Raw genomic sequence first — 21958 nt, forward strand, 5'->3', positions numbered from 1 at the left:
GAGCGGGCCGCGCGGCGGCTCTCCGGCGAGCGAAGGCCGCCGATTCTGGCTAAAGAAGAATCAGGTGACTGATAAAGGAGGGTAGATCTCGGCGGGCCGCGGAGACCCTGTGCCCGGCAACAGGGGGTGACAACAGGGGTTGACAACAGGGGTTGAACGGATTAGAAATGGGGTATCACCACCCCACCACACCGGAGGTCCCCGACATGTCTGACCACGGACTCGAATCTCTTCCTGAAGCCGAGAACACCTCTGACGACGATGATCGATCGATCGTGCGGATCGCCACCCACCTCCGGCCGAAAGCCGACGCGCTGATTGCCCGCGCCAACCGGCGCCTGGAAAAGGCTGGCGTCGAAGAACGCTTCTCGCTCGAAAACCTCGACACCGAGGTCGTGGGCGTCGTCAACGAGTCCGGCGTCAAGGTGTTCATCGAGGTAAGCACCGTCCGCCTGTCCTCCCCGCGGATCGCCGCCGAGGGATGGGAATTCGTCGCCAAAGCCGAGTGGGACGCGCCGGCACAAGCGGTGCTCATGCGCACCAACCCCAGTGCAGAACACGTCGACGATCTGCCCATCCCCGAAGACCTGCGCTGCGATCACTGCGGCAGTGTGCGCACGCGCCGCAAGGCGTACCTGATCCGCCACACCAGCGGCGAAATCAAGGTCATCGGCGCCAACTGCGTGGCCCCGTTCCTCGGGTTGTCGGTGTTGGCCCTCTGGTGGCTCGACGGCAGCCACGACCTGGGTACCGCGCTCGGCGAACTCGGCCACGAACGTGCCCCTCTCCTGGTCGACCGGGACCAGGTGCTGGCATTGGCGTGGGTGCTGACCAACGAGGGCAAGGACTACAAGCCGTCGTCGTTCGAGGAGTCCACCCGTGGGCAGGTCGCCAACGTCCTGTGGCCCGATGCGAAGGAGAAGCCGGCAGATAAGGCCTGGCGCGTCCAGACCGAGAATGCCGCCGCCGAGGTCGCTGCGGAAACCATCGAGGCGCTCCGGGCCGCAGCCACCCAGCTCGACCCGACCTCCTCCTACGGACACACCCTGCAAGCGATCACCGCAAGCGAGTGGGTGTCAGCCAAGAACCTGGGCTACTTGGTAAGCCTGGTCTCGGTGTACCGCCGCCAGATCGAGCAGGACGCCCCCGCGCGAGCCAAGGCCGAGAAGGCACCTACGGTGACCGGACCGTACGCCCCCGAGGGCACCAAGATCCAGGGCGTTGCCGCAGTCGTCACCACCCGAACCAGCTTCACCTCGGATATCGAGGTGCGCGGCTCCTGGATCCAGCAGACCCGCGCCGTCGTGGTGCTGCGAGTGATCGAAACCGGACATCTGCTGAAATGGATCTCGAGTTCGGACGCCGCATTCGAGTTGGGCAAACACGACGAAGTCGTGATCGAGAGGGCCACGGTGAAGGAACTGCAGGTATGGCGGGACGAGGAATCCACCCGGATCGTGCGCCCGAAGATCACGATCACGAAGGCCGCGGACGAATGAGTCGTGAACAGCAACAGCGCGGCGCCGACCATGCAAGCGTGGTCGGGGGCGAAGTCGTCGGGCCGCCGACCGCCGCCGCGGCAGACCTGCTGAGGCGGGCGCTCGCGCAACTGGAATCGGGGAATCACACCGATACCGAGGAGACGATCGGCGACGATGCGATGGCGCGCATCGCCGAGCTGACTGAAATCATCAGACAGATCACGGCCGCCAACACAACCCTGCTCCGTGCGCGAGAGCAGCTCATGCTCGGCCAGCTCGCGCAAGGGCAGTCGCCCCGCGTGATCGCCAATTCCGCCGACATGTCGGTCTCCCGGCTGTACGCGTTGCGCAGCCGCCGCCAGAACGATGCCACGTCCAACGAAAGCGGCAACCCCGCCGACGATCGGTGAAGTCGAAGCCGTCCCGGGGCTGCGGCGAGGCCCTGTCCGGGAGGCGTGCCAGGATCTCCCCGGAAGGTAGGGGACAGCAGGCCCCCTCGCGGAATCGAAGTAAGGGGAGGCAGCAGGTGGAGTGTTCGGTATCGGTTCTCGACACCGTCGCCGCCAGCGGGTACTTGGCGGATTCGGGCAAGGTGGTCATGCGCGGGTCAGTACGTCAAGAGTTCGCCTCGTGGGTTGTAGCCGGGCTGAAAAATGACCTACTCGACGGAGTGACGCTCCGGGGGCTCGTCTGCGACTGGGGATCCTGCGCAACGATGTGGACCGAGTCCGCGCAGAAGAAGCTGATCGCAGACAACCAGGACACCTGCTTCCATCCCCTCGACCTCGGATTGGAAGGGGCGTTCAGCCTGGCGCGCTACCAAGACCGTGTGCGGGCGGCGATTGTAGATGCGCCGATCGACGCGCTCGTAGCCTCCGTCCGCCAGTACCTCGCCGACAACTGCGGGGTCGATCCGTTCCTGGAAGAGATCGAGTGGACGCGATGAGGCAGCCATCAGCCGAGTCCGGCCGGCGACCGCGCGGTCGCTCTCAGCGTGTAGAGGTCGGGACGGATCGGAGCGCTCATGATCGCCGAGGGCAGTTGCCCGGGCCGGTGCCGGCGGGAGGGCGCTGGTGAGGATTGAGTATTGGCAACTCGCAATGGGGATCGTGCTGACCGCCATCCAGATCCTGTTGCTCATTCCCCTTGGGCGGAGCGTGTGGCGAACCCGCGACATGACGGGCATCTCGCCAGCGGGCGAGGGAATGTGGGTGCTCATGGGCGTGGGCTGGCTGGTCTACGGCCAGCAGAGCGGGTCACTCGTGCTCATGGTCTCGGGCTCAGTCGCCGCCGCGGGATCGGTGATCATGCTGTCCGGGGGATGGCCATCGCTGTCCGTCCGCGGCCGGCGGTCTGCACTGCTGAGCGGGCTGGCCACTTTCGTGCTTGTGGGCATTCCCCTCGCGGGCTGGGGTCTGCTGGGGCTCACCTGGTCGTTGGCCGTGCTCGGCGCGGTCCAATTTCTGCCCCAATGCTGGTCAGTATGGCGCGCGTGGCGGCACGACCTGCCCTCTTCTGGCGCCGATCCTGCCACCGCGCTGTGGCGGATGGCGTACGTCTGCGGGTGGGCGGTGTACGCGGCCGGCTGGTTCCTTTTCGGGTACGCCCGCATGGACGTGCCGCTGCTGGTCTGGGGACTGTCGGGGCGGTGGCGTGGGGCCACCGCGCTCCAGCTGCGCGCCGTGGCGTGTTGGCGACATCCGGTACCCGATCCGCGCACGCCCCACACGCGCCGAGGAACACACCCGCCTCCCCACACCCCTCGACGCCGACGTCGACGACAATCGCCGTGAACTCCCGATAGCCGATAGAGGTCGAGCTACCGAGAAGACAAGAACATCCGACACCACGACAACTTGGAGGACACCATGAGTTTCAACAACATCACCGAGATCCGAGAAGCCAACGCCGCAGCTGGGCACTACTGGTTCAACGAATCGTGCCGCGCCGAAACCAAGATCCTCGGCGGCCGATACTGGGTCGAATCCCGGCCGCGCGAACGCGTTCCCTCAGACCATCCCGAGGGTGCCCGCTGGTACGCCGCTGTCAAAGCCAACGACGACGGCACCGTGGAATGGTTCGACACCAACCACACTCGAATGGAGTCATTCGAAGCAGCCCGAGAACTGCTCAACAGCGTTCTCTGAATCGCTGTATCGCCCCGAGGGGGTACAGCGTCACACGGTGCCCCTGGCATTCTCGACGGATAAGGAACTCCAGAATGGAACTGCAGAACATCGCTGATTGCGAGGGAGTGTTCGCGAACGGCTACACCTCGGAGATGATCAACGAAACCGCCCGTGACCTCGCTGCCGCGACCGGCACCGAAATGATCTGTGTGTGGGCGTACATCGACGACTTCGGGTACGGCGGGGACTCCCAGATCTACACCGTCCGCGACGGAGTGGTCCACGAGATCGGCGGAACTCTCCAGGACTGGCTCCACTACAACGCCGACGGCGGCGATCTGCGTGTGCAACTGTCCCCGCCCGACACCTGGGTGGGCGTCGTCGCCACGGAGCCCCAGGGATGGTCTGAGCTCAGCGGAGACGGCCACAGCAACTACGCGCTCGAAACCCGAAACTAGGGGCTCGCGACGCTAGCGACCGTGCCGGAAGACGACAGGATATTCGGGCCAGCCCGCGCGAGATCCGCAAGGAGGCTGTCCGGGACCGCTGCTAGCGTCCGACACTGTTCGACCGATCCCGGTCTGAACAGGATCGAAAGGGTGCCCTGGTGAGTGACTCGTGGCAGGCGGAATTCTGGCCGCAGGCATGGCAGAACAACAACGCGATCGACGTCGACCCCGAAGGGCCGACGCAGTGGCCGATCTCCGCCGGCGACGCGCGAGACTGGCTCCCCGAGGCCTGCTCGTCCAGCCCCGACCTCGACGACCTACGGCAGCACCCCGACGCCCCGCAGTGGGTGAAGGACTGGCGCGGCCCGTTCTACATCACTCTGACCGCCCCCGACGGCACCACCGTCGACACCAGCTACGACATCGCCGCCGCGATGAGCGAGCCGACGGAATCCGCCGTGACCATCCCGCGCGGCCGGTAGCAGAAGGAACCCATCATGGCCGAGAGCAGCACCTTGTTCGAATACTCCTGGGCAGGGGCGGGCCGCGATGAACGCTTCCTCTTCTACGTCCAGGTCAGCCGAGATGAACTGGTCGCCCGCATCCGCGCCGCACGGGAACGGGACGTCGACGTAATCGACTTCGACGACTTGGCCGCGGACCTCGCCGACCAGGGAATCACGATCGTTCGGCACTTCGAGCCTGAACCAGTCTGCATCTACGAGTCCGAAACCGCACCGAGCTGACCGCCCGGGCCGAAGTCGAACGACCCCCCCGCCACACAGCCGACGGATCGACGACTCACCCGCGTTGCCAAGCCACACACACAGAGAGAGGAACCCGATGATCAACATCGCTACCCCCAGCTACTGGAACAACGACCTGCAGGCCATCGCTGACGCCGCGGAGGAAACCGGCCACGTCATCACCGAACTCACCGACCGGCACCTGTACCTGAGCAACGGCCAAACATCGATCAGCGTGTTTCACAACGCCGGCAACAAGCTGGAGATGTTCGACAGCCCCACCACCGCCGCGGAGTGGCAGACCCTGAGCAGCTACTTCGGATTGCGAGGGCACGGAAAGATCTGCGAGTGGGTGAGCCGACATTCCACCGACGCCGGCCGTTACGACGCCTACCACTCGGAACAAGCACTCGATCGGCTGCAGCGCATCGGATAGTGCGTCCCCGCCCCGCAGCGACTCGCCGCCGCAGTCAGAGGCACCCCACGGTGGCGCTATACGAAACAATCCGCACCCCGCACCTGCCCTGCACACGGGCTGCCAGTAGGAGCACCAAACGATGAGTGAACAACCGCAGCTGTACTCCGCCGATATCGTCGTCGCAGCAACCGCGTACGTCAAGGCGCGCAGCGAAAGCGAAGCTCGGCAGATTCTTGTCGACGCCACGAAGGACTACACCGTCATCAACGCAGAAGGCGCCGATTGCGAAGAGATACCGATCACCGGCAGCCAATTCGACGACCCCGATCTGCCCGTCGTGTCCATGTCTCCGATCATGACGGTCCAGGGCACGACCCTGAAAACGCCGGTCGAACTCTGCAACTAGCTAGTGAGCGCCGACCAGTCAACGAATAGCAAGGTAGCGGCAGTGTCGGTCCCTTTCGATAACTCGTAGGAGGAATTAATGGCGAAGCCGCAGAGCGGTGCGATGTGGCTGGTTTACGGGCTCATCCCAATCAAGGGTGTAGTCGGGCCTTGGCCTTCGGACGTGGGCAGTCTCCTGGCGATGTGCTTGGTGAGAATGCGAGACCCGAGCGCGCTCGCGCGGAGGTGCTCGAGCCGACCACTGATCGCCTTTGACGACCCGTTCGACGTGCCGCGGCGCGCGGTGACGCGGCCGCTCAGACGACTCGTGGGCCAAGCCCATCGGGTCGCGGTGTTGCGCAGGGCACCCTCAGCCATACCGGCGGGACCAGTGGTTGCGGGCGCGGGGTTCGGCAATGTTAGACGAGGACTGCGTGGTCGAGTTCGAGGTGCCAGCCAGTCGAACAGCTGGGCCCCGTCCGTCGCCTAACGTGGCAGCAGATCGGCTGCAGGAAGACATACCGGCGGCATGCGGTACACTTTCTCCATGCATCTGTACTTCCTGTGACGGCTGAGTAGGCCCACCGCGCTCGTTGAGTATTCCGAGTCTGCGGCGGCCGCTCGTTCTGACCCTTCTGGGTCGCCGTCAGTTGCGTACCTATCTGCCTGTTCGTGGCCGGTGGTGCGTCGTCTCGAAGGACTTCAATGCTCACCCCGACAAACCGTCATCCGGCGCGCCAGCGCGCGCAGCTCATCGCTTCCGACGTGTCTTTAATGCGCGGAGCCACGCCCGTTCTCCATCATGTCGACCTCACCCTCACTTTCTCATCGCGTGTCGCGATCGTGGGCGAGAACGGGCGGGGGAAATCGACGCTCCTGCAGGTGCTCGCTGGCGTCCTGGCCCCGGACTCCGGAACAGTCCAGTGCATCGGCACGATCGGTGTTGCCGAGCAAGAGATGACCGCCACTGACAGTCGAACTGTTGGACAGGCGGTCACGGAGGCGATCGCCGAACCTCTGGCCGCGTTGGAGGCACTCGACGCCGCCGCTCTCGCTCTCGCGGACAACACGGACCGGGCGGAGGAGCAGTACGCGGCCGCGTTGGAACATGCCGAAGCGCTCGATGCGTGGGATGCCGAACGGCGCGTGCAGATCGCGCTCGAAGCGCTCGACGCGGAGACGGACACGACCAGGCTTCTCGCAGACCTCTCGGTGGGACAGCGTTATCGGGTACGGCTGGCGTGCCTTCTGGGCGCCGATCACGACTTTCTCCTGCTTGATGAGCCCACCAACCACCTCGACCGAAGCGGGCTCGGGTTCTTGGCCACGCAGCTCCGAGCGCGGAGCGGGGGTGTTGTCGTCGTCAGCCACGATCGTGCGCTGCTGTCCGACATCGCGGAGACCATCGTCGACCTCGACCCGACGCCGGACGATCGGCCGCGCGTGTACGGGAATGGCTATGCCGGCTACCGGGAGGGGCGCCTGGCCGAGCGGGAACGCTGGGAACAGGACTACGACCGCCAGCAGGCCGAGCATGCTCGACTGCAGGACAGTCTCAGCGCCGCGCAGAACCGATTGGTCTCGGGATGGAGACCAGAGAAGGGCACCAACAAGCATGGGCGCGCCACCCGGGCCAGCGGGCTCGTGCAGAACGTGCACCGACGCCAGGAAGCACTGGAAGCCCACGCCGTCACCGTGCCGGAACCGCCTCAGCTCTTCCGGTTCCCCGACCTCCCCACACGCACTGGGGCGGTTCTCCTCAGCGTCGATCAGGTCAGCGTCGCTGGGCGGTTGACCCGGCCAGTGTCGTTCTCACTCTCCCACCGCGGCCGTCTCGTCGTGACCGGCCCGAACGGTGCCGGCAAGTCCACACTGCTGAGCGTGGTCGGCGGTGAGCTGGCGCCGGACACGGGAGCGGTTCGAACGCCTCGGAGCACGCGCTTGGGCTTTCTCCATCAGGAGACGACCCTGCCGCCTGAGCGGAGAGCGAGCGAGGTGTACGCCACGCACGTCGGCGCGCTGGTGTCCGAAGGCACTTTGCTGGAGTCGGATGCGATCGGGCTCTCTCAGCTTGGTCTGCTGCGCCCGCGCGAGGCGGGCAAACGAGTGGGTGAGCTCTCGATGGGGCAGCAGCGCCGGCTCGATCTGGCGCTCGTGCTCGCGATGCGCCCGCATGTGCTGCTCCTGGACGAACCCACCAACCACCTTTCCATCGCGCTCGTTGACGAACTCACCGACGCGCTCGGAGCAACCACGGCGGCGGTCGTCCTGTCAACGCACGATCGGCAGCTGCTCCGTGACGTTGACGAATGGCCGAGCCTCGAACTGACTTCGATGGTCGAAGGCGAGGCCCTGGTATGAGCGAAATGAACCTCAACCGGATACGTGCCCTGCGGCCACTGGCTTCGCGGGACTATCGCCTCCTGTTCGCCGCGGTCGGCATCGAGGTCTTCGGCACCGGGATGTGGACCATCGTGATGGTCTTCCAAGTGCTCGCGCTCGATGACAGCCCGCTCGCGCTCTCAGCGGTCGCAACAGGGATGAGCTTGGGCCTGTTCACCTTCTCGATCCTTGGTGGCGTTGTCGCCGATCGGTTCTCCAAACGCCGCATCATCATCACCGTGCAGGGATGCACCGCGGCTGTGATGATCGTGGTGGCAGTCCTGTCCCTCACCGAGAAGATCGAACTGTGTCACGTCGGCGTTGCCTCATTCGCGATGGGCGCAGGAAGCGCGTTCTTCTACCCCGCCTACAGCGCGTATTTACCTCAGGTGCTTCCGCCTGAGCAGCTCCTCGCAGCGAACGGGCTCGAAGGCGCTCTCCGCCCCTCATTGGGGCAGGGCCTCGGTCCCGCCCTCGGCGGAGTCATCGTCGGCATATTCTTCCCCGCCATCGGGGCCGTCATCGTCGCAGCCTCGTACGCAATCGCGTTCATCCTCACCCTGTTCCTCAGCCGACGCGACGAGCCGACCACGGCCACGTCTCCGGAGCAGCACACGAGCGTGTGGGGCGACCTTCGAGCAGGCGTGAACTATGTGGTTCACACCCGCTGGTTGCTCTGGACCCTGATTTTCGGATCCTCGCTCGCTCTCATCATCCAGGGACCGATCGAAGTGCTGCTGCCCTTCATCACTCGCGACAGGTTCGAGGACGCCGAATCCACGTTCGGCTTCCTTCTCGCCGCATTCGGCATCGGTGGGGCTATCGGCTCACTCGTTGTGTCGTCGCTGAAACTCCCGCGTCGCTACCTCACGTTCATGATCGCCTGTTGGGGCGGCGGAACCCTCCCCCTCGCGGTCATCGGCGTCGCCGACAATCTGATCCTGATGCTCGCAGCCCTGTTCATCGTCGGCGCAGCGACCGGAGCCGGTGTCGTCATCTGGGGAACCCTGCTGCAACGCTTGGTGCCGCTCGACATGATCGGCCGAGTCGCGAGCCTCGACTTCTTCGTCTCGATAACCTTCATGCCGGTCTCGATCGCGGTCGCAGGACCGCTCTCGCTGCTCGTACCCATCCCGGTGATTTTCACCATCGCCGGCATCGCTCCACCCGTACTTGCGCTGATCGCGTTGCTGGCAGGACGTATGCGCGAAAGCGAGATAGAACGCCTTCTGGACGAACGGTGAGACGCGACTGTCGACATGCCCAACGCTTCCGTCCGGGCGGGCTTCACCTGCCCGGACTTGACCACATTCTGCCGACTCGACGAGCTTGACCTCGTCGTCACCGGCCAACGCCTCGAGCCCGGCCGAGCGGTGCTGGCCTGCCGGGTTCTCACATCGGACGAGTGGTGTCGGCGCTGCGGCGCCGAAGGGACTCCTCGTGACACCGTCGTCCGGCGTCTTGCACATGAGCCGCTGGGCTGGCGACCCACCGTCCTCGAGGTCGCGGTGCGTCGCTACCGCTGCATTGGCTGCGGGCACGTCTGGCGCCAAGACACTACCCGGGCGGCCGAGCCGCGGGCGAGGCTCTCGCGCCGCGGGCTGCGGTGGGCACTCGAAGCGCTGGTCGTGCAGCACCTGACGATCGCCCGGATCGCCGAGGCGCTCGACGTCGCGTGGGACACCGCCAACGACGCCGTTCTCGCCGAGGGCAAGCGTGTTCTTATCGATGACGAGCACCGTCTCAACGGTGTGAAGGTCGTCGGGGTCGACGAGCACGCCTGGAGGCACACCCGGCGCGGTGACAAGTACGTCACCGTGATTGTCGACCTCACTCCGGTCCGTGACGGCACTGGGCCTGCGCGGCTGCTCGACATGGTCGAAGGCCGTTCCAAGCAGGCGTTCAAGACCTGGCTGACTGAGCGTGACGAGGCCTGGCGTGAGGGGATCGAGGTGATCGCGATGGACGGGTTCACCGGCTTCAAGACCGCTGCGGTTGAGGAACTCCCGGACGTAGTGACCGTGATGGATCCGTTCCACGTCACGCGCCTGGCTGGCGAGGCGCTCGATGAGTGTCGCCGCCGGGTGCAGCAGTCCATCCACGGCCACCGCGGCCGCAAGGACGACCCTCTCTACTCCGCACGGCGGACCCTGGCCACCGGCGCTGGCCTGCTCACCGACAAGCAGATCGACCGACTACAGCGACTGTTCGACCCCGCCATCCACGGCGATGCCCATGTCGAGGTCGAGGCGACCTGGGGCATCTACCAGCGCATGATCGCCGCCTACCGCCATGAAGACCGCCGCTGCGGCCGCCAGCTGATGACCGCGCTGATCGACTCCGTCAGCACCGGCGTCCCGCCGGCCCTGGTCGAGGTCGCCAAACTCGGACGGACGTTGAAGAAGCGGGCCGACGACGTGCTCGCCTACTTCGACCGGCCCGGCACTAGCAACGGACCGACCGAGGCCATCAACGGACGACTCGAGCACCTCCGAGGCTCCGCACTCGGGTTCCGCAACCTCACCAATTACATCGCCAGGTCCCTGCTCGAGGCCGGCGGATTCAGACCACGACTACACCCTCGATTGGGATGAGCCGGTTTACGTCGACGAACAAGACAACGTACGCTTGCGGCTGGCGGATCGGCGAAACACATATACTGCTGCCGATCTGATTGGTGACTAGAGTCGGAATGGTGCGGCGCGGTAGCACTGCCGTTTAACGGAAGTTTCCTAACCTGGCACCAAGTTCGTCCGCAGGTATCACTTAACGGAAGGCGAAGAATGAGCTGGATAGATCGCAGTATCCTTGCGCGAGCACGCGAAGAGGCATTCGGAACAGCGGTGCCAAATGCGATATCGCCCCCTATTCCGGAGGAAACTGTCGTACTCATGGACAGTAAGGGCGAGGTGCATACGACGCTGGCTTGCCCTGAGTTAATCAGCACTGGAGCGTGTTACCTCCCTGGCGAGTGGGAAGGCCTGTCACGGCAGCAAATCCAGCAGCTCGGTGGCCAGCGGATGTGCGAGCTGTGTAATAGCGATATGCCGCGCGAAAGCAGAAGTGTTGCGAGCGGAACAGTGGTCGCAGATAGCGTCACCACAATGCTGCGTGAACTGATCAGGAATGGCGAAATCGGATGAGCGACTTCAATATTGTGGTGGAGCGGCACAACTGTGACGAATGGGCCGGTACGTACGGGGTGCTTGTCAGGGCTGCGATTGAAGACCTGCTGACAGACGGTCCATTGTCTGCTGAGCTGGTAATCGAGGGGGCAAGGTAGTCTCCGGTGATATCACCTCGATTGGCGGGACCTGCAGGATTGGTGCCGACATCGTCGATTTGAAAGGCATTCGGCGTCTTGCATTGCGAGAATCAGGTCCTATCGGGAATCGCAGAACAAATCGAAAGGACTCTACGTGTCTGAAATCGTAGGTATATTCTCGTCGATCGAAACGTCGAGGGGGTAGGCGCCTATTTCGACGATCTCGCTGAAGCAAAGAAGGTGGCCGCTGCTGGCGACTGCGCGTTAGTGGCCCACGTATTCGAGTATTCCGACCAAGAGCTGGTATGGACGCCTAATGGGGATCAGGGCACAGTGGGTGAAGGACTGGCGCGGCCCGTTCTACATCACTCTGACCGCCCCCGACGGCACCACCGTCGACAACAGCTACGACGTCGCCGCCGCGTTGAGCGAGCCGGAGTGGCCCGCCGTGACCAGCCCGCGCGGCCGGTAGCAGAAGGAACCCATCATGGCCGAGAGCAGCACCTTGTTCGAATACTCCTGGGAAGGGGCGGGCCGCGACGAATGCTTCAGCTTCAACTCCCCGGTCGCCCGAGATGAACTGGTCGCCCGCATCCGCGACGCGCGGGAACGGGACGTCGACGTAACCGACTTCGACGACCTGGCCGCGGACCTCGCCGCCCAGGGAATCACGATCGTTCGACACTTCAACCCCGAACCAGTCTGCATCTACGAGACCGAAACCGCACCAAGCTGACCGCCCCCCACACAGAGAGGAACCTGATGATCAACATCGCCACCCCCAGCTACTGGAACGACGACCTGCAGGCCATCGCCGACGGCGCGGAGGAAACCGGACACGTCATCACCGAACTCACCGACCGGCACCTGTACCTGAGCAACGGCCAAACATCGATCAGCGTGTTTCACTACGCCGGCAACAAGCTGGAGATGTTCGACAGTCCCACCACCACCGCGGAGGTTATCGACCTCATGCGCAAACACCCCGGTGTCTCAGTGCGTCGATGATCAGGTTGACCACCCCCCTCGCTGGGTGGCGTCGCCGAGGGGCGCCCCAGAGCTCCGGAACATGCAGATTCCCCGGAGCAATCGCCCCCCCGGGGACTAGACCGAACGAGACTGCAGGGTGCCCGGGCAGGTCCGACCCGGGCCGATGGCGCCGAGTCCGGGGAGCGTCCGTTCGCCTAGTTCGGGCCGGACCAGCGGAGCGCGTTGGCGAACATGTCCATGCAGCCTTGCCTCCATCGGCACTCGTAAATGCCGAGTTGGCTGCCGGAGCGGAGCCTGGTCATCGTGTACGCACGGTGGGCCGACCGTGGGAAGGTCACGACTCGGAACGGCTGGCCCTTGTTGTCGACGACAACGCTCTTGTTGTTGTCGAGGTGAAATCGTAGCCGGAAACGGGTGTCGGTGTTCTCCGGCGCGAAGAGCTTGGCTCGGAGTCCGACATACTCCGAATTCGTCAACGTCACGGTGTTGGTGGACGTGTATGGATCTCCGAACATCTCCCGTTCGTCGATGCTGCGGGCCGTGGAATCGACACCTGATGTCAGATCGATGCCGAACTGGCCCTTGCGTTGATCTCCTTGCGGCCACAGATACATCACAGTCCCATCGGGGGCGGGCCTCTGGTCGAAGTCGATGTACTCGATCGAGGTGACCTTCACCGGTTCGCTGAACCCGCTTTTCAAGTCGAACGCCAACACTGTCGCGAAGTACTCGGTGTCGCGCTCCCCGTTCGGGCCCGCGGTTGCCGGCCGCGGCACTTTCAGCGCAACGTCGCTTCCCGGGAACCCGTAGTCGGACGCGGAGGGGCGAACAGTGAGGGTTTGGTCCGAAACCCAGGCCCCGAGCCCGTCCTCCCCGGGCAGAGACTGAACCTGAACAGCCATCCGTTCAGGCCAGATCCAGGACTTGGCCGTCGCGATGACGTAAGTTCCGGTTCCCCAGACGAGTTGGGCCAGGAGGGTTGCGGTGCCGGCGATCGCGATCGCAATCAGAGCGGCCTTCTTGGCGCTGCCTTGCTGGTCACTAGCCTCTGCCATCGTGCTCCTATGCCCAAGGAAATTTCAGGCAGTATCGCAGCACCAGGACGGCCGCGATGGGTAAACCCGCATCTGCATCGAGCCACGTTCGCGTCGCCGGGTGGACACGCCACGCAAGGCGGAATGGGCAGGCCCGTCTTGGGGATCGATCCGCGTCGCTGTCGGGGGAGGTCTCTACGGTGAGTGCGGGGCACCGAACGCCCCAATCAGAGGCCCTGTCGCTGGGGCCAGATCGATAGGGGAACAACGATGACGACCATGGTGTACCGCGCGGAGGCAGAGGTGGACAGCGCGACGTTCCTGCACAATGTCGCCGCCGCCGGCTACGCCGTTCGGGACCTCCACCAGGACGCCGAGGACATGCTCTTCGGGCTGATCGTCGAGTTCGACACCGACGCCGATCTGGATCAGCTCGTCGACATTGCCGCCAGCGTGGTCGACGGACACATCCTGTGGCGGACCCTGCGTGAGGGGACGATCGCAGCAGACGCTAACGAATTGGGCGACTACGTCCGCGTTTAGGGAGTAAGCCCTGCCCCCGGCGGGAGGGACCTACAGGTCTGGGTGCCAACCAGACTTGGCGACCTCCTTGAACCGTTCGCGTAGTACTTCGATCGAGGTTCCGGTGACGGTGATGTCCGGACTGAACGTGGGACGTTCATCGACGGTGTAAGCCGACTCGAGAAACAGTTCGTGCCACCACGATTCGTCGTGCAGCGGTTGCCCTGACGAGTCGACATCGATCTGATCGGGAACGAACAGCATGCTCGGACCTTCGCAGCACTCAGAGATCAAGGCAATGTCCTTCGGCCACAGCTCGCCGGGGAAATAGATCGCGCCGGGGTACTTGTCGTTCGACGAGGATCGGTACTGGAAGGGGATCACGGTGTAGGTCATGGCCGGGACGGTAACAATGCGCCCAGACAGCGTCCGGGGGACTGTTTGGTCGGCGCCTGCATTGTCGGGCCGGTGTGCCATTCTGCTCGCAGCCGGGCCGAGGCACGGACGCCGTCGGGTGGTGCCTGGCCTGACGGGAGCGCACCAACGCGCGCCCGGGGCGCCCAGACTCAAAGGGGAACAGCATGATCGACAATCGGGTAGAGCCGCAGTACGACGTGACCGTTGGTACCACGCGCGTCTTCGCGGGAACCTGGGATGACTGTCGGCAACAGGTCGCGACGCTTCCAGATTCCTACAAGGGCGAGACCATCGAGATTCACCGGACTGGGCTCGTCATCGACCGCATCGAGCGGAAGGTTCGCCAGCCGCGAGCAGGGGAGCTGCGCCTCTGAGCGAGGGAGATTAGCGGCCGGGCGAGCTTCCCCGTGCCTCAAGGTGATCGGGAAGCACAACCGTCGAGCGAAGATCGGCGACCGCTAGGGAGACGACGAAGCCCAACCCCACAGCAAGCACTATCGGCACAAGCGCGACCACGCGCGGGATCCCATCTGGCGGAAATGCCGCGAGAAATAGCCCCGTGAGAGCAATTAGCACAGCGAGATACGCCGTGAGCACCACTCCGATGAGAGTCAGTGCCCGCCGGGACAGGGTGACCACTCGACGGTCGTGAGCCAGGGACTGAGGGTGCGTCCGGCCCGGGTCTCCCCGCCCCAGCGTGAGAAGCCGCGCCCGGGCCTGCGTGCGCTGGGCCTCCCGTTGGCTGCGGATCCTGCCCCAGTGCTGCTGGGTATAACGAATCGTCTCGTGAACGAGTTTCCAGACCAACCCGCCGTCGTTCCGGGCCGCTTCCTGGTGCCAAGTCCACTGAGTCTGCTGGACCCAGAGCATGCGGCGGCTGGCGGCCGAACTGATAGCGGTATGTCTCCCAGACAGGTCGAAGGAGTACAACTCGACGCCAGCCTGTTCCGCGTACTTCAGAGCTTGCGGGGAGTAGCCGGAGCCGGAGAAGAACAGCCGCGCTCCGCCGCGGTTGTGGGCTGCGCCGACGAGGTTCTGCACCGCGGGCCGGCCAACCTTGGCCGACTGCCACTTCACCTGCGCGACGCCCTGCGTCGCGACGACATCCAAACCACCGTCGTTGCTGCGCTGGGTCGAGCGTGCGTCAGGAAAGCCAAGGCCGCCGCGCATGATTACCGCGGCAACATGCTCGGCGTAGTCGGCGTTCGCCCGGTTCGACAACAGCCGTCTCCTCACGGGTGCAGATGGTCACAAGGAGTATCGCAGAGCCGCGGTCCTGAGCGGACGGCGGCCGGCGCCCCTTTGAGGCGGCTTTGGGGGAGATGACAGCCTGTCACCTCCCCCAAAGCCAACTCAAAGTGCGGCGCCATTGGCGGTGACCCGCCAGCCCCGGGATCGGGCTTTGCGGGGTGTCGGCGCAATGCCGCCGGACTGTCCGGGCCGATTGTTAGGGTTCGCCGACCATGAAAAGCACAGGAGAAAACGAGATGAAGGAACAGTCGGAACCGTGGAGCACGGTGTCATTCGCCGGGCATGTTGCCCACTTCTACGTGAAGGCGAACAGTGTGTGGTGCTATGCCGCTCCTGTGACGAACGTAGGAACCACCGACGTCGGGGAACCGTTCGTGGGATACCTGCATTGGGAGCCGTCGACCAATCTGTCGAAACTCGGAGGACTGTCTGAACGGCATGCCGTGGCATTGCCGTACTTCGGACAGGGAGTCGGTAACGAGCTGCTGGAAATCGCCCGGCAGATCAACCCGCGAATCATCCTGTCCGATCAGGTGAAGGACGCGCTTCACGTAGCTGACGCGGCCCCGCGGCAGTAGCACGAATCGGAAAGGCGAGGTACCACTGTGGGAGTACGAGCACAGTTCAGGGTTGAGGTCTACGACCCAGCCACTGACACAACACTATCCAAGCTGGTCGACGAGCTGAGCATGCGAGGGAACTACACCATGGAGCTCGACGGGTTGATCCCCCTTGACGTCGGAGATCGCATGGAGCGGAGTCAAGAGGACATCGAGGAATGGATCGAGGAGAACGACGACGCCGACGATGAGCTCCTAGAAACTGTTGCTGCGTGGCTGCGCGCAATACGTGCCCCGGAGTCCTTGAGCTGGCCCGGTGGATACACTCCTTCCGACCCGAATTCGTTCGGAGTTATCGAAGTGCGTGGCTAGGGTTCGTCGAAGTCGCCCGGGGTCCAGTAATGCCCGGCGTCCCGTTCTGCTGCGCGCCGATTTGGGGCAGGCGGAGCTATCCGCGAATGGGAGCGCGGTTTACGCAAGAGCTTCGATTTCGGTCTCGATGAAGCTGATCGCGGCCGGATCGAGCGTATACTTCGCGTACAGCTGCTGATCTATCTGCGGGACAGAACGGGACCAGTCGATGTCTGAATCCGGCCCGAAGTCCTGCATTGGGACGTAATTCCATCTGATTGCCGAGTTGTGCTTACTGTTTGCCTTTAGGGCGCTGAGCATTGCCCGAGCGAACTTGGTCGTCACATACTTTGCGCACGCCTCGGCCTCTGCCTTGCTGTCGAATTGTCCAATAGCTAGGTATGTCTGGGTGAAGCCGGTGCCAGGCGCTGCGACTGACGGCATTCCCAGGACTCGGCCCGACTGTGCGGCTGCTCCATCGGCGCTGGCGATGATCACTTTGAACGCGTCAACGACGTCCGGCGTTTCGAGATAGTCGCGGCGTACCCACCGCGTTGCGCGTTTTCCGTTCAATCGGCCGAGGATCTGGACGTATGAGTGTCCATCATCAGGTTCGGACGCTAGGCAGACCTCTGCCATTCGTTTGAATGTATTGGTCTTGAGTCGAAGTCCGCTGGAGGCGGGAATGCGGCCTTTCAGGTCGGGGTGATCGGCGAATACCTGTGGCCTCCAGCTGCACGGGTGCTCGGTGATAGTGGTAGCCAGCGATGGAGCTGAAACGTTCGTGACGATAAATTCCTTCAATGCGGGCGGAACGTGTGAATGATGGCCGATAGGGCCAATGGTGCGCGTGGCGTCACGATAGGTTACGACTATCCCGCCGTCGATGTCCGTGCCGGGAAAGATGTCTGATGACTCGGGTGCAAACAGTGCCACTCGGAGATGTTCGTCGGCCAGAATCTTCTGGTTCCATGATCGGGGGGTCTGGCCGGCGTTAGAAAGGAAACGGGCCGGAGTCACCAACACCGTTTGCTTAGAAATTTCGAACGCCGCGTCCATGAAAAGGTGGTACATCGGAGGGCGCTTGGTTTCGTTATCGCCGATCAGCTCGTCCTGGTAGGGCGGATTGCCGATGACGACGTCAAACTTCTTGCTCATTGCGCGGTGCCTTCCGTCAGCATGCCGTCCACTATTTCCTGGCGATCGTCCGGGTTCATAGCGGTGATGTTACCGACCTTGAAATGGCCGGAATCCCTGATCCAGGCTTTGCGTTGGGGGACGCCGCCACTCACGGCTTCGATGGTGATGGCGTGGAGGATTCTGTCATGGCTCATTTCAAATATTTGGGTGGTGAGAATGTGGCGAAGCCTATCGTCCTGATCGGGGATGATGGTGGCAAGGCCTGTGTTGAGGCGGCGCACGATCTCCATCAGGAATAGTCCTGCTGTAGAGAACACGTCCGCGAAGGTCTTAGTCGGATCGGAGAAGATCCCGGGGTTCGCTGCTTCCACTTCATCGACCATCATCGTGACCACTGATTGTGGGGTGAATACGAGCGATGTTTTTTGCTGGGGAATGTAGGTGAAAATGTTCTCGGACTGGGGTGGGCTGAAGTAGTCCGCGAGTTCCTCCTTCTTGTCCAGGAACTCCTGAATGGCCTGGTCGAATACGGCTTCGTCGAACAAGCCTGGGATGGTAGTAGAAACGGCTCCGTGTTCGTCGAAGACCTCTTGGCCGTCACGTAGGAGACGGAACTCCGCCTCGGTGATCCCGGTGATCTCCTCGAAAACGTCATCGGGTGTGTAGTCGTCGAAGTTGGAGAGACGAATATCGCGGTCTCCGTAGGCCATCAAGAACATCGGAATAGTTCGTGCGAAGCCGCGAAGGTGAGCGCGAGCTTCCTCCATCGTCTGATTGGCCTTCTTCTGCTCCTTCTTGGTCTCTTCGCGCGTGACAATCTCGGGCACCATCGACTCCATCGTCTCCTCGACGATATCGAGAATGTCCTTCTTGAATGCCTCATCCGTTGCGGACTTCTTAGCCTCGACGGCCTGTGCCTCGGCCTCGGTTGCCGCACTGGCTAGCTCGTCGTCGAGGTGCTTGCCGGCGATCGTGCGATCGGCGTAGGCCCGCTCGACCTTCCTTCTGACGGCTTGTTCGGTGCGCTGCTCGTCACGTTTGACTTGGCCGGCTGTGAGGCCGTAGGCGTCCTTCAGCTCCTGGCGCTTCTGGCGGCCCTGTTCAATCACCGACGTCGCGATTCGCGCTGCTGCCTGTTCCGGCTTCTCCGAGAGCGCGGCCGTGATCTCCTCCTTGCTGTAGACAGGCTTGCCGAGCTCAGCGACCTTGGGGTTGATGACAGTCTCCACGTCAACCTGGACGTTGCCGTCCGGGTCGGTGACGGGGGGCGGATGGGGGATCTCGATGCTCTGCCCGGTCGTGATCTTCCCCTGCTTCGCCGTCGGGAGCTTGTCCAGGATCTTCTGGACATGCTCGGAGTATCGGAAGATGCCGGATACGTTGGCGAACAGCAGGTTGGACAGGAACCCGCGACGCACGACCTCGCGCGCCTTGAACACCTGCGGGAACGTGAGGACCTGGGCAGCATCGAGTTCGATCATCCGGCCTTCGGCGTCCTCCCCGAGAACCGGGAAGAAGTTCAGCAGCCGGCGGATGTTTTCCTGCCGCACGCCTGGGTCGCCCGCAGGATTCTGGCGCAGGTTATTGGCGAACGCGTCGAAGACCGTGAGCGTACGCTCGGGTGCGAAATCGAAGATATACGCGTTCTGCTTCTGAAAGACCATGCCCGAGCGTTCGAATGTACAGGGGTTCTGTGCCCGGAACGCCGCCTGCATGTAAAGCGCAGGGGAAGAAAGGTTGGACAGCATGATGACCGCGGTCCATTCGGGCACCGTGACACCGGTGGTCAGCTGTCCTACCGACAGGGTGATGGTCTTGCCGTTGATCGCCTCGGCCTCCGCGATGGCAGCCCTCACCTTGTCGAGGGATTTGCCTGCAGCGCCCACGTCTGTCTCGTCGCCGTTCTTACCGTCGCCGGCGGCCAGGATGATCGTGTAGTCAGCGAAGACGGGGTGCTTCTTGAGCAGCTTCTCCAACGCCTTCGCGGAGGCGACGCGGTTGAGTAGCCAGAAGGAGTGACGAATCTCGTCACGCAACTCGGCCGTAGAAAACGGGTACTTGTCGTTGGTCGTGAGGCAGTCGAGGAACTGGGTGACCTCAGCCTCGTGCTCGAAGAACCCGCTGGTCTTGGTCGCGAAGAACTCGTTGAGATCGAAGGTGTAATCGATGTTCGCCGCGTCCTCGCCGACGGTGACCCCCTCGGCCAGGCGGTCGGTGATCATCCGCGAGATCTGGTAGGTCAGCAGATTGAGCGTCGGTAACGCCGCGTACGGGTTCTCCTGGGTGCCGTCCGCCCATTCCTCCCGTGCCGTCTGCTCGTCCTCGTAAGTCCAGTTGAAAATCTGGTCCTGGTTGAACTTGCCCGACGCCAGAGCCTTGAACGGGGTGCCCGACAGGTGCAAGGTCCAGGTTCGATGGATCTGGTCGAACGCGACGTCGGTCTTGGTGGTATCGATGCCCTCGTGCGCCTCGTCGATGACCAGCAGATCCCAGTCAAACTGGGCGATGTGCTTGAGCTTGTCGTAGGGGCCTCCGAAGTACTGCGATCCCTTCAAATCCTGCAGCGAGAGGAACTCGACGACGCGCGGCTCCTCGCTCTGATGGTTCAGGGAGTAGACGCGCCACTGCTCACGTGACATGGGAAGCCGGTCGGCCAGCGACGGGGAATCTGAGACGAAGCGGAGCTCCGTCTGGTGGCCGATGAAGCGTTCGAAATCGTCGAACCAAGAGTTCGCGATCGCGGGACGGTTGGTGACGATCAGGACGCGTCGGACGTCCAAAGACCGCATCAAGTGGTAAGCCGTCAGCGTCTTACCGAACCGCGGCTTGGCATTCCAGAGAACCTCCTTCCGGCCGGACTCGAAGGCCCCGACGGCTTGGTCGACGGCAGCCTGTTGTTCGGGGCGCAGCAGGTAGTCGTCTTCCCTGCAGCGGCTCGGCAGCTCCGGAAAGTCCTGGCCCGCAAAGTCGTTGAGGTACTCCAACGACGTCTTAGGCGCCGGGGCAAAGTGGTGCCATTCGGTGCGCTTAGGCGTGATCTCACGCTCCACTCCCTGCTGCTTGAGATACGCGTGAAAGTCCCGGTCTGTGAAGCGCCCGCCGGCTACGGAGGTAAACAGAGCCTGTCGAACCCACGCTGTCTGCTTCTTGACGGACAGTTGGGACGCCTGCTGGGAGATCCGGTCGTCTGCGCTCTCCAGCTCGGTGTACCCGATCTTCTCCCAACCGGCGTACTTGGGGATGTCCGGTGTCGTCCAGGAGTAGATCAGCGGTTTGATCTGACGGAACGTGCTGATTCTCGGACTAGACATCGGCCCTCATTTCCTTGTGGACCTCATCGATCCGGCACGCCTGGTAGCTGTCGTAGGTGGTGAAGTCGATGGCGTCGCCGTGCAACGACACGAGGGTGAACGGTTCACGATGCACCAACCCGGGCGATCCGGCTACACGGTTCCACCACGAGAACTGAATGTCCTGGCCGGTGAGGGTCTGGCCAGTGAGCATGTTGCCGCAGACGATATTCGTAGCGATGAGGAACTGCGCCGCGTGGTACAAGTCAGTGTCGGCGCCGACTGGAACTCCGTGGGACTGATGGAAGCTGAGGAACTCGGCCAGCATGACCGCCTTCGCCTCCTGGTGGTTGTCCTCAAGCAGCTCGACGCCGTAGATCGATGCGATGGCGAACAGAGACTCCTGAGACCACTTCGCGGTCGGGTACCGCTGCTCGATCGCACGGAGCTTGCGGCGCAAGATCGCCGCGAGGAAGTTGCCGTCTCCGGCGGAGGGCTCAAGGAAGGTCTTATCGACGAAGTCCGGTCCGGACTCCACCTCGTCACGGACCAAGTCGAGCATGAGGTCGACCAAATGACGCGGAGTGAAGACCTCTCCGTAGGTCCTGACTCGGTGCCGGGACTTCACCGTCTGTTCCTCGACAAGCGTCTGCGTCACTTGTGCCTCCGGGGGAGCCTGTGGAGAGCAACGGAGGTCGCGGCTGAGGGCCTGCCGGCCAGCCTGTCCGGCAAGTCGGAGAACCGGTCATCTAGAGATGGCGACACATCTACTCCAATTTCTGCAAGCGGTGGTTTCGCAGCACCACGCTAGTGGCCCACACCGACACTTCGCGGCCGGCAGTGGTGTGACGATTGACGGTACCGCCACCTGATGGCCGAGCGGGCGCGGACCGGCACCATCGTGAGGGGTTCTCCGGGCAACGAGCCCTGGGGGCGCGGAGCCGCGTCCAGTGTCCGGGCTCCGAGGGCCTACTTTCGGTGGGTCATCCTCGGGGGGATTGGAGCGCCTCCGTACAGCGGGGAAGCCGGGGTCCACAGGGAGCAGCGACGAACCGCCGGGCTGGCTGGGAGGGGTACGATCCGGTCGGCATCCAACGCCCGTCGAATCCGTGGCGGATTCGACGGCGCGGACCGCTTGAACTCCCTGAG

At 63.4% G+C, this 21958-nt stretch carries 26 protein-coding genes; 20 read left to right on the forward strand and 6 right to left on the reverse strand.

Features of this window, described 5'->3' with window-relative positions:
- The first annotated feature begins 206 nt into the window (after positions 1-206).
- From MUG78_RS17550 to MUG78_RS17630, 16 genes are all read left to right on the forward strand, one after another.
- The gene (locus MUG78_RS17550) at positions 207-1499 is read left to right on the forward strand and encodes a hypothetical protein (protein ID WP_246997524.1); all 1293 of its coding nucleotides are present in this window, start codon (positions 207-209) and stop codon (positions 1497-1499) included.
- Positions 1496-1891 carry a hypothetical protein gene (locus MUG78_RS17555; protein ID WP_246997527.1) on the forward strand — a complete coding sequence of 132 codons (396 nt, stop codon included), beginning with the start codon at positions 1496-1498 and terminating at the stop codon, positions 1889-1891. Before MUG78_RS17550 ends, MUG78_RS17555 begins: the two co-directional genes overlap by 4 nt.
- Positions 1892-2196: 305 nt before the next feature.
- Entirely contained in the window at positions 2197-2427 is a 231-nt protein-coding gene (locus tag MUG78_RS17560; RefSeq protein WP_246997530.1) for a hypothetical protein, read from the forward strand.
- A 127-nt stretch (positions 2428-2554) separates the two neighbouring features.
- Positions 2555-3274 carry a hypothetical protein gene (locus MUG78_RS17565; RefSeq protein WP_246997531.1) on the forward strand — a complete coding sequence of 240 codons (720 nt, stop codon included), beginning with the start codon at positions 2555-2557 and terminating at the stop codon, positions 3272-3274.
- Between the two features lie 75 nt (positions 3275-3349).
- Positions 3350-3628: a hypothetical protein gene (locus MUG78_RS17570; protein WP_246997534.1), complete on the forward strand. Its 279-nt coding sequence runs from the start codon at positions 3350-3352 to the stop codon at positions 3626-3628.
- Between the two features lie 74 nt (positions 3629-3702).
- Positions 3703-4068 (forward strand): hypothetical protein, encoded by a 366-nt coding sequence (locus tag MUG78_RS17575; RefSeq protein WP_246997536.1) that lies wholly within the window; start codon positions 3703-3705, stop codon positions 4066-4068.
- 149 nt (positions 4069-4217) lie between these two features.
- Positions 4218-4541: a hypothetical protein gene (locus MUG78_RS17580; RefSeq protein ID WP_246997538.1), complete on the forward strand. Its 324-nt coding sequence runs from the start codon at positions 4218-4220 to the stop codon at positions 4539-4541.
- Positions 4542-4556: 15 nt separating this feature from the next.
- A complete protein-coding gene (locus tag MUG78_RS17585; protein WP_246997540.1) occupies positions 4557-4805 on the forward strand; it encodes a hypothetical protein in 249 nt (82 codons plus the stop codon).
- Between the two features lie 97 nt (positions 4806-4902).
- On the forward strand, positions 4903-5241 hold the full coding sequence (locus MUG78_RS17590; RefSeq protein ID WP_246997542.1) for a hypothetical protein: 339 nt from the start codon (positions 4903-4905) through the stop codon (positions 5239-5241).
- Between the two features lie 121 nt (positions 5242-5362).
- Positions 5363-5629: a hypothetical protein gene (locus MUG78_RS17595; RefSeq protein ID WP_246997543.1), complete on the forward strand. Its 267-nt coding sequence runs from the start codon at positions 5363-5365 to the stop codon at positions 5627-5629.
- A 683-nt stretch (positions 5630-6312) separates the two neighbouring features.
- Positions 6313-7968, forward strand: a complete 1656-nt coding sequence (locus tag MUG78_RS17605; RefSeq protein WP_246997545.1) for an ABC-F family ATP-binding cassette domain-containing protein — start codon at positions 6313-6315, stop codon at positions 7966-7968.
- Complete coding sequence (locus MUG78_RS17610) at positions 7965-9233, forward strand: MFS transporter (protein WP_246997547.1); 1269 nt, start codon at positions 7965-7967, stop codon at positions 9231-9233. Before MUG78_RS17605 ends, MUG78_RS17610 begins: the two co-directional genes overlap by 4 nt.
- Before the next feature lie 15 nt (positions 9234-9248).
- Positions 9249-10583 carry an ISL3 family transposase gene (locus tag MUG78_RS17615; protein WP_246997549.1) on the forward strand — a complete coding sequence of 445 codons (1335 nt, stop codon included), beginning with the start codon at positions 9249-9251 and terminating at the stop codon, positions 10581-10583.
- Positions 10584-11570: 987 nt separating this feature from the next.
- On the forward strand, positions 11571-11726 hold the full coding sequence (locus MUG78_RS17620) for a hypothetical protein (protein ID WP_246997551.1): 156 nt from the start codon (positions 11571-11573) through the stop codon (positions 11724-11726).
- Between the two features lie 15 nt (positions 11727-11741).
- Complete coding sequence (locus MUG78_RS17625; RefSeq protein ID WP_246997553.1) at positions 11742-11990, forward strand: hypothetical protein; 249 nt, start codon at positions 11742-11744, stop codon at positions 11988-11990.
- Between the two features lie 26 nt (positions 11991-12016).
- A complete protein-coding gene (locus tag MUG78_RS17630; protein ID WP_246997555.1) occupies positions 12017-12262 on the forward strand; it encodes a hypothetical protein in 246 nt (81 codons plus the stop codon).
- Between the two features lie 176 nt (positions 12263-12438).
- On the opposite strand, the gene MUG78_RS17635 is transcribed toward MUG78_RS17630, so the two are convergent.
- Positions 12439-13299, reverse strand: a complete 861-nt coding sequence (locus tag MUG78_RS17635; RefSeq protein ID WP_246997557.1) for a hypothetical protein — start codon at positions 13297-13299, stop codon at positions 12439-12441.
- Positions 13300-13548: 249 nt separating this feature from the next.
- On the opposite strand from MUG78_RS17635, the gene MUG78_RS17640 reads away from it, so the two are divergent.
- Positions 13549-13821 carry a hypothetical protein gene (locus MUG78_RS17640; RefSeq protein ID WP_246997559.1) on the forward strand — a complete coding sequence of 91 codons (273 nt, stop codon included), beginning with the start codon at positions 13549-13551 and terminating at the stop codon, positions 13819-13821.
- A gap of 30 nt (positions 13822-13851) precedes the next feature.
- Here MUG78_RS17640 and MUG78_RS17645 read toward each other — a convergent pair whose 3' ends face one another.
- A complete protein-coding gene (locus MUG78_RS17645) occupies positions 13852-14196 on the reverse strand; it encodes a hypothetical protein (protein ID WP_246997562.1) in 345 nt (114 codons plus the stop codon).
- A 185-nt stretch (positions 14197-14381) separates the two neighbouring features.
- Here MUG78_RS17645 and MUG78_RS17650 point away from each other — a divergent pair, with 185 nt between their 5' ends.
- Complete coding sequence (locus MUG78_RS17650) at positions 14382-14591, forward strand: hypothetical protein (protein WP_246997563.1); 210 nt, start codon at positions 14382-14384, stop codon at positions 14589-14591.
- Positions 14592-14601: 10 nt separating this feature from the next.
- Here the strand turns inward: MUG78_RS17650 and MUG78_RS17655 are convergent, their stop codons facing one another.
- Positions 14602-15438: a restriction endonuclease gene (locus tag MUG78_RS17655; RefSeq protein ID WP_246997565.1), complete on the reverse strand. Its 837-nt coding sequence runs from the start codon at positions 15436-15438 to the stop codon at positions 14602-14604.
- Positions 15439-15704: 266 nt separating this feature from the next.
- Between MUG78_RS17655 and MUG78_RS17660 the strand changes: the two genes are divergently transcribed.
- Both MUG78_RS17660 and MUG78_RS17665 read left to right on the forward strand, forming a co-directional pair.
- The gene (locus MUG78_RS17660) at positions 15705-16046 is read left to right on the forward strand and encodes a hypothetical protein (protein ID WP_246997567.1); all 342 of its coding nucleotides are present in this window, start codon (positions 15705-15707) and stop codon (positions 16044-16046) included.
- Positions 16047-16073: 27 nt separating this feature from the next.
- A complete protein-coding gene (locus MUG78_RS17665) occupies positions 16074-16400 on the forward strand; it encodes a hypothetical protein (RefSeq protein WP_246997569.1) in 327 nt (108 codons plus the stop codon).
- Positions 16401-16499: 99 nt separating this feature from the next.
- Here the strand turns inward: MUG78_RS17665 and MUG78_RS17670 are convergent, their stop codons facing one another.
- Genes MUG78_RS17670 through MUG78_RS17680 form a run of 3 tightly spaced genes read right to left on the reverse strand, consistent with a single transcriptional unit; the run spans position 16500 to position 21371 of the window.
- A complete protein-coding gene (locus MUG78_RS17670; RefSeq protein WP_246997571.1) occupies positions 16500-17537 on the reverse strand; it encodes an Eco57I restriction-modification methylase domain-containing protein in 1038 nt (345 codons plus the stop codon).
- Positions 17534-20830 carry a DEAD/DEAH box helicase family protein gene (locus tag MUG78_RS17675; protein ID WP_246997573.1) on the reverse strand — a complete coding sequence of 1099 codons (3297 nt, stop codon included), beginning with the start codon at positions 20828-20830 and terminating at the stop codon, positions 17534-17536. The genes MUG78_RS17670 and MUG78_RS17675 overlap by 4 nt, the downstream gene beginning before the upstream one ends.
- The gene (locus MUG78_RS17680) at positions 20823-21371 is read right to left on the reverse strand and encodes an outer membrane protein assembly factor BamD (protein WP_246997574.1); all 549 of its coding nucleotides are present in this window, start codon (positions 21369-21371) and stop codon (positions 20823-20825) included. The genes MUG78_RS17675 and MUG78_RS17680 overlap by 8 nt, the downstream gene beginning before the upstream one ends.
- Between the last annotated feature and the right edge of the window lie 587 nt (positions 21372-21958).

Origin of the sequence: Gordonia alkaliphila (genome assembly GCF_023017165.1) — a bacterium.
GTDB lineage: Bacteria > Actinomycetota > Actinomycetes > Mycobacteriales > Mycobacteriaceae > Gordonia > Gordonia alkaliphila.

Bases quoted from the DNA above. Each gene is read 5' to 3' on its own strand.
- MUG78_RS17575 (WP_246997536.1), top strand. From the start codon at position 3,703: ATGGAACTGCAGAACATCGCTGATTGCGAGGGAGTGTTCGCGAACGGC.
- MUG78_RS17660 (WP_246997567.1), top strand. From the start codon at position 15,705: ATGAAGGAACAGTCGGAACCGTGGAGCACGGTGTCATTCGCCGGGCAT.
- MUG78_RS17625 (WP_246997553.1), top strand. From the start codon at position 11,742: ATGGCCGAGAGCAGCACCTTGTTCGAATACTCCTGGGAAGGGGCGGGC.
- MUG78_RS17675 (WP_246997573.1), bottom strand. From the start codon at position 20,830: ATGTCTAGTCCGAGAATCAGCACGTTCCGTCAGATCAAACCGCTGATC.
- MUG78_RS17590 (WP_246997542.1), top strand. From the start codon at position 4,903: ATGATCAACATCGCTACCCCCAGCTACTGGAACAACGACCTGCAGGCC.
- MUG78_RS17570 (WP_246997534.1), top strand. From the start codon at position 3,350: ATGAGTTTCAACAACATCACCGAGATCCGAGAAGCCAACGCCGCAGCT.
- MUG78_RS17585 (WP_246997540.1), top strand. From the start codon at position 4,557: ATGGCCGAGAGCAGCACCTTGTTCGAATACTCCTGGGCAGGGGCGGGC.
- MUG78_RS17640 (WP_246997559.1), top strand. From the start codon at position 13,549: ATGACGACCATGGTGTACCGCGCGGAGGCAGAGGTGGACAGCGCGACG.
- MUG78_RS17670 (WP_246997571.1), bottom strand. From the start codon at position 17,537: ATGAGCAAGAAGTTTGACGTCGTCATCGGCAATCCGCCCTACCAGGAC.
- MUG78_RS17645 (WP_246997562.1), bottom strand. From the start codon at position 14,196: ATGACCTACACCGTGATCCCCTTCCAGTACCGATCCTCGTCGAACGAC.
- MUG78_RS17550 (WP_246997524.1), top strand. From the start codon at position 207: ATGTCTGACCACGGACTCGAATCTCTTCCTGAAGCCGAGAACACCTCT.
- MUG78_RS17555 (WP_246997527.1), top strand. From the start codon at position 1,496: ATGAGTCGTGAACAGCAACAGCGCGGCGCCGACCATGCAAGCGTGGTC.
- MUG78_RS17650 (WP_246997563.1), top strand. From the start codon at position 14,382: ATGATCGACAATCGGGTAGAGCCGCAGTACGACGTGACCGTTGGTACC.
- MUG78_RS17630 (WP_246997555.1), top strand. From the start codon at position 12,017: ATGATCAACATCGCCACCCCCAGCTACTGGAACGACGACCTGCAGGCC.
- MUG78_RS17680 (WP_246997574.1), bottom strand. From the start codon at position 21,371: ATGCTCGACTTGGTCCGTGACGAGGTGGAGTCCGGACCGGACTTCGTC.
- MUG78_RS17610 (WP_246997547.1), top strand. From the start codon at position 7,965: ATGAGCGAAATGAACCTCAACCGGATACGTGCCCTGCGGCCACTGGCT.
- MUG78_RS17605 (WP_246997545.1), top strand. From the start codon at position 6,313: ATGCTCACCCCGACAAACCGTCATCCGGCGCGCCAGCGCGCGCAGCTC.
- MUG78_RS17620 (WP_246997551.1), top strand. From the start codon at position 11,571: ATGGGGATCAGGGCACAGTGGGTGAAGGACTGGCGCGGCCCGTTCTAC.
- MUG78_RS17635 (WP_246997557.1), bottom strand. From the start codon at position 13,299: ATGGCAGAGGCTAGTGACCAGCAAGGCAGCGCCAAGAAGGCCGCTCTG.
- MUG78_RS17615 (WP_246997549.1), top strand. From the start codon at position 9,249: ATGCCCAACGCTTCCGTCCGGGCGGGCTTCACCTGCCCGGACTTGACC.
- MUG78_RS17595 (WP_246997543.1), top strand. From the start codon at position 5,363: ATGAGTGAACAACCGCAGCTGTACTCCGCCGATATCGTCGTCGCAGCA.
- MUG78_RS17560 (WP_246997530.1), top strand. From the start codon at position 2,197: ATGTGGACCGAGTCCGCGCAGAAGAAGCTGATCGCAGACAACCAGGAC.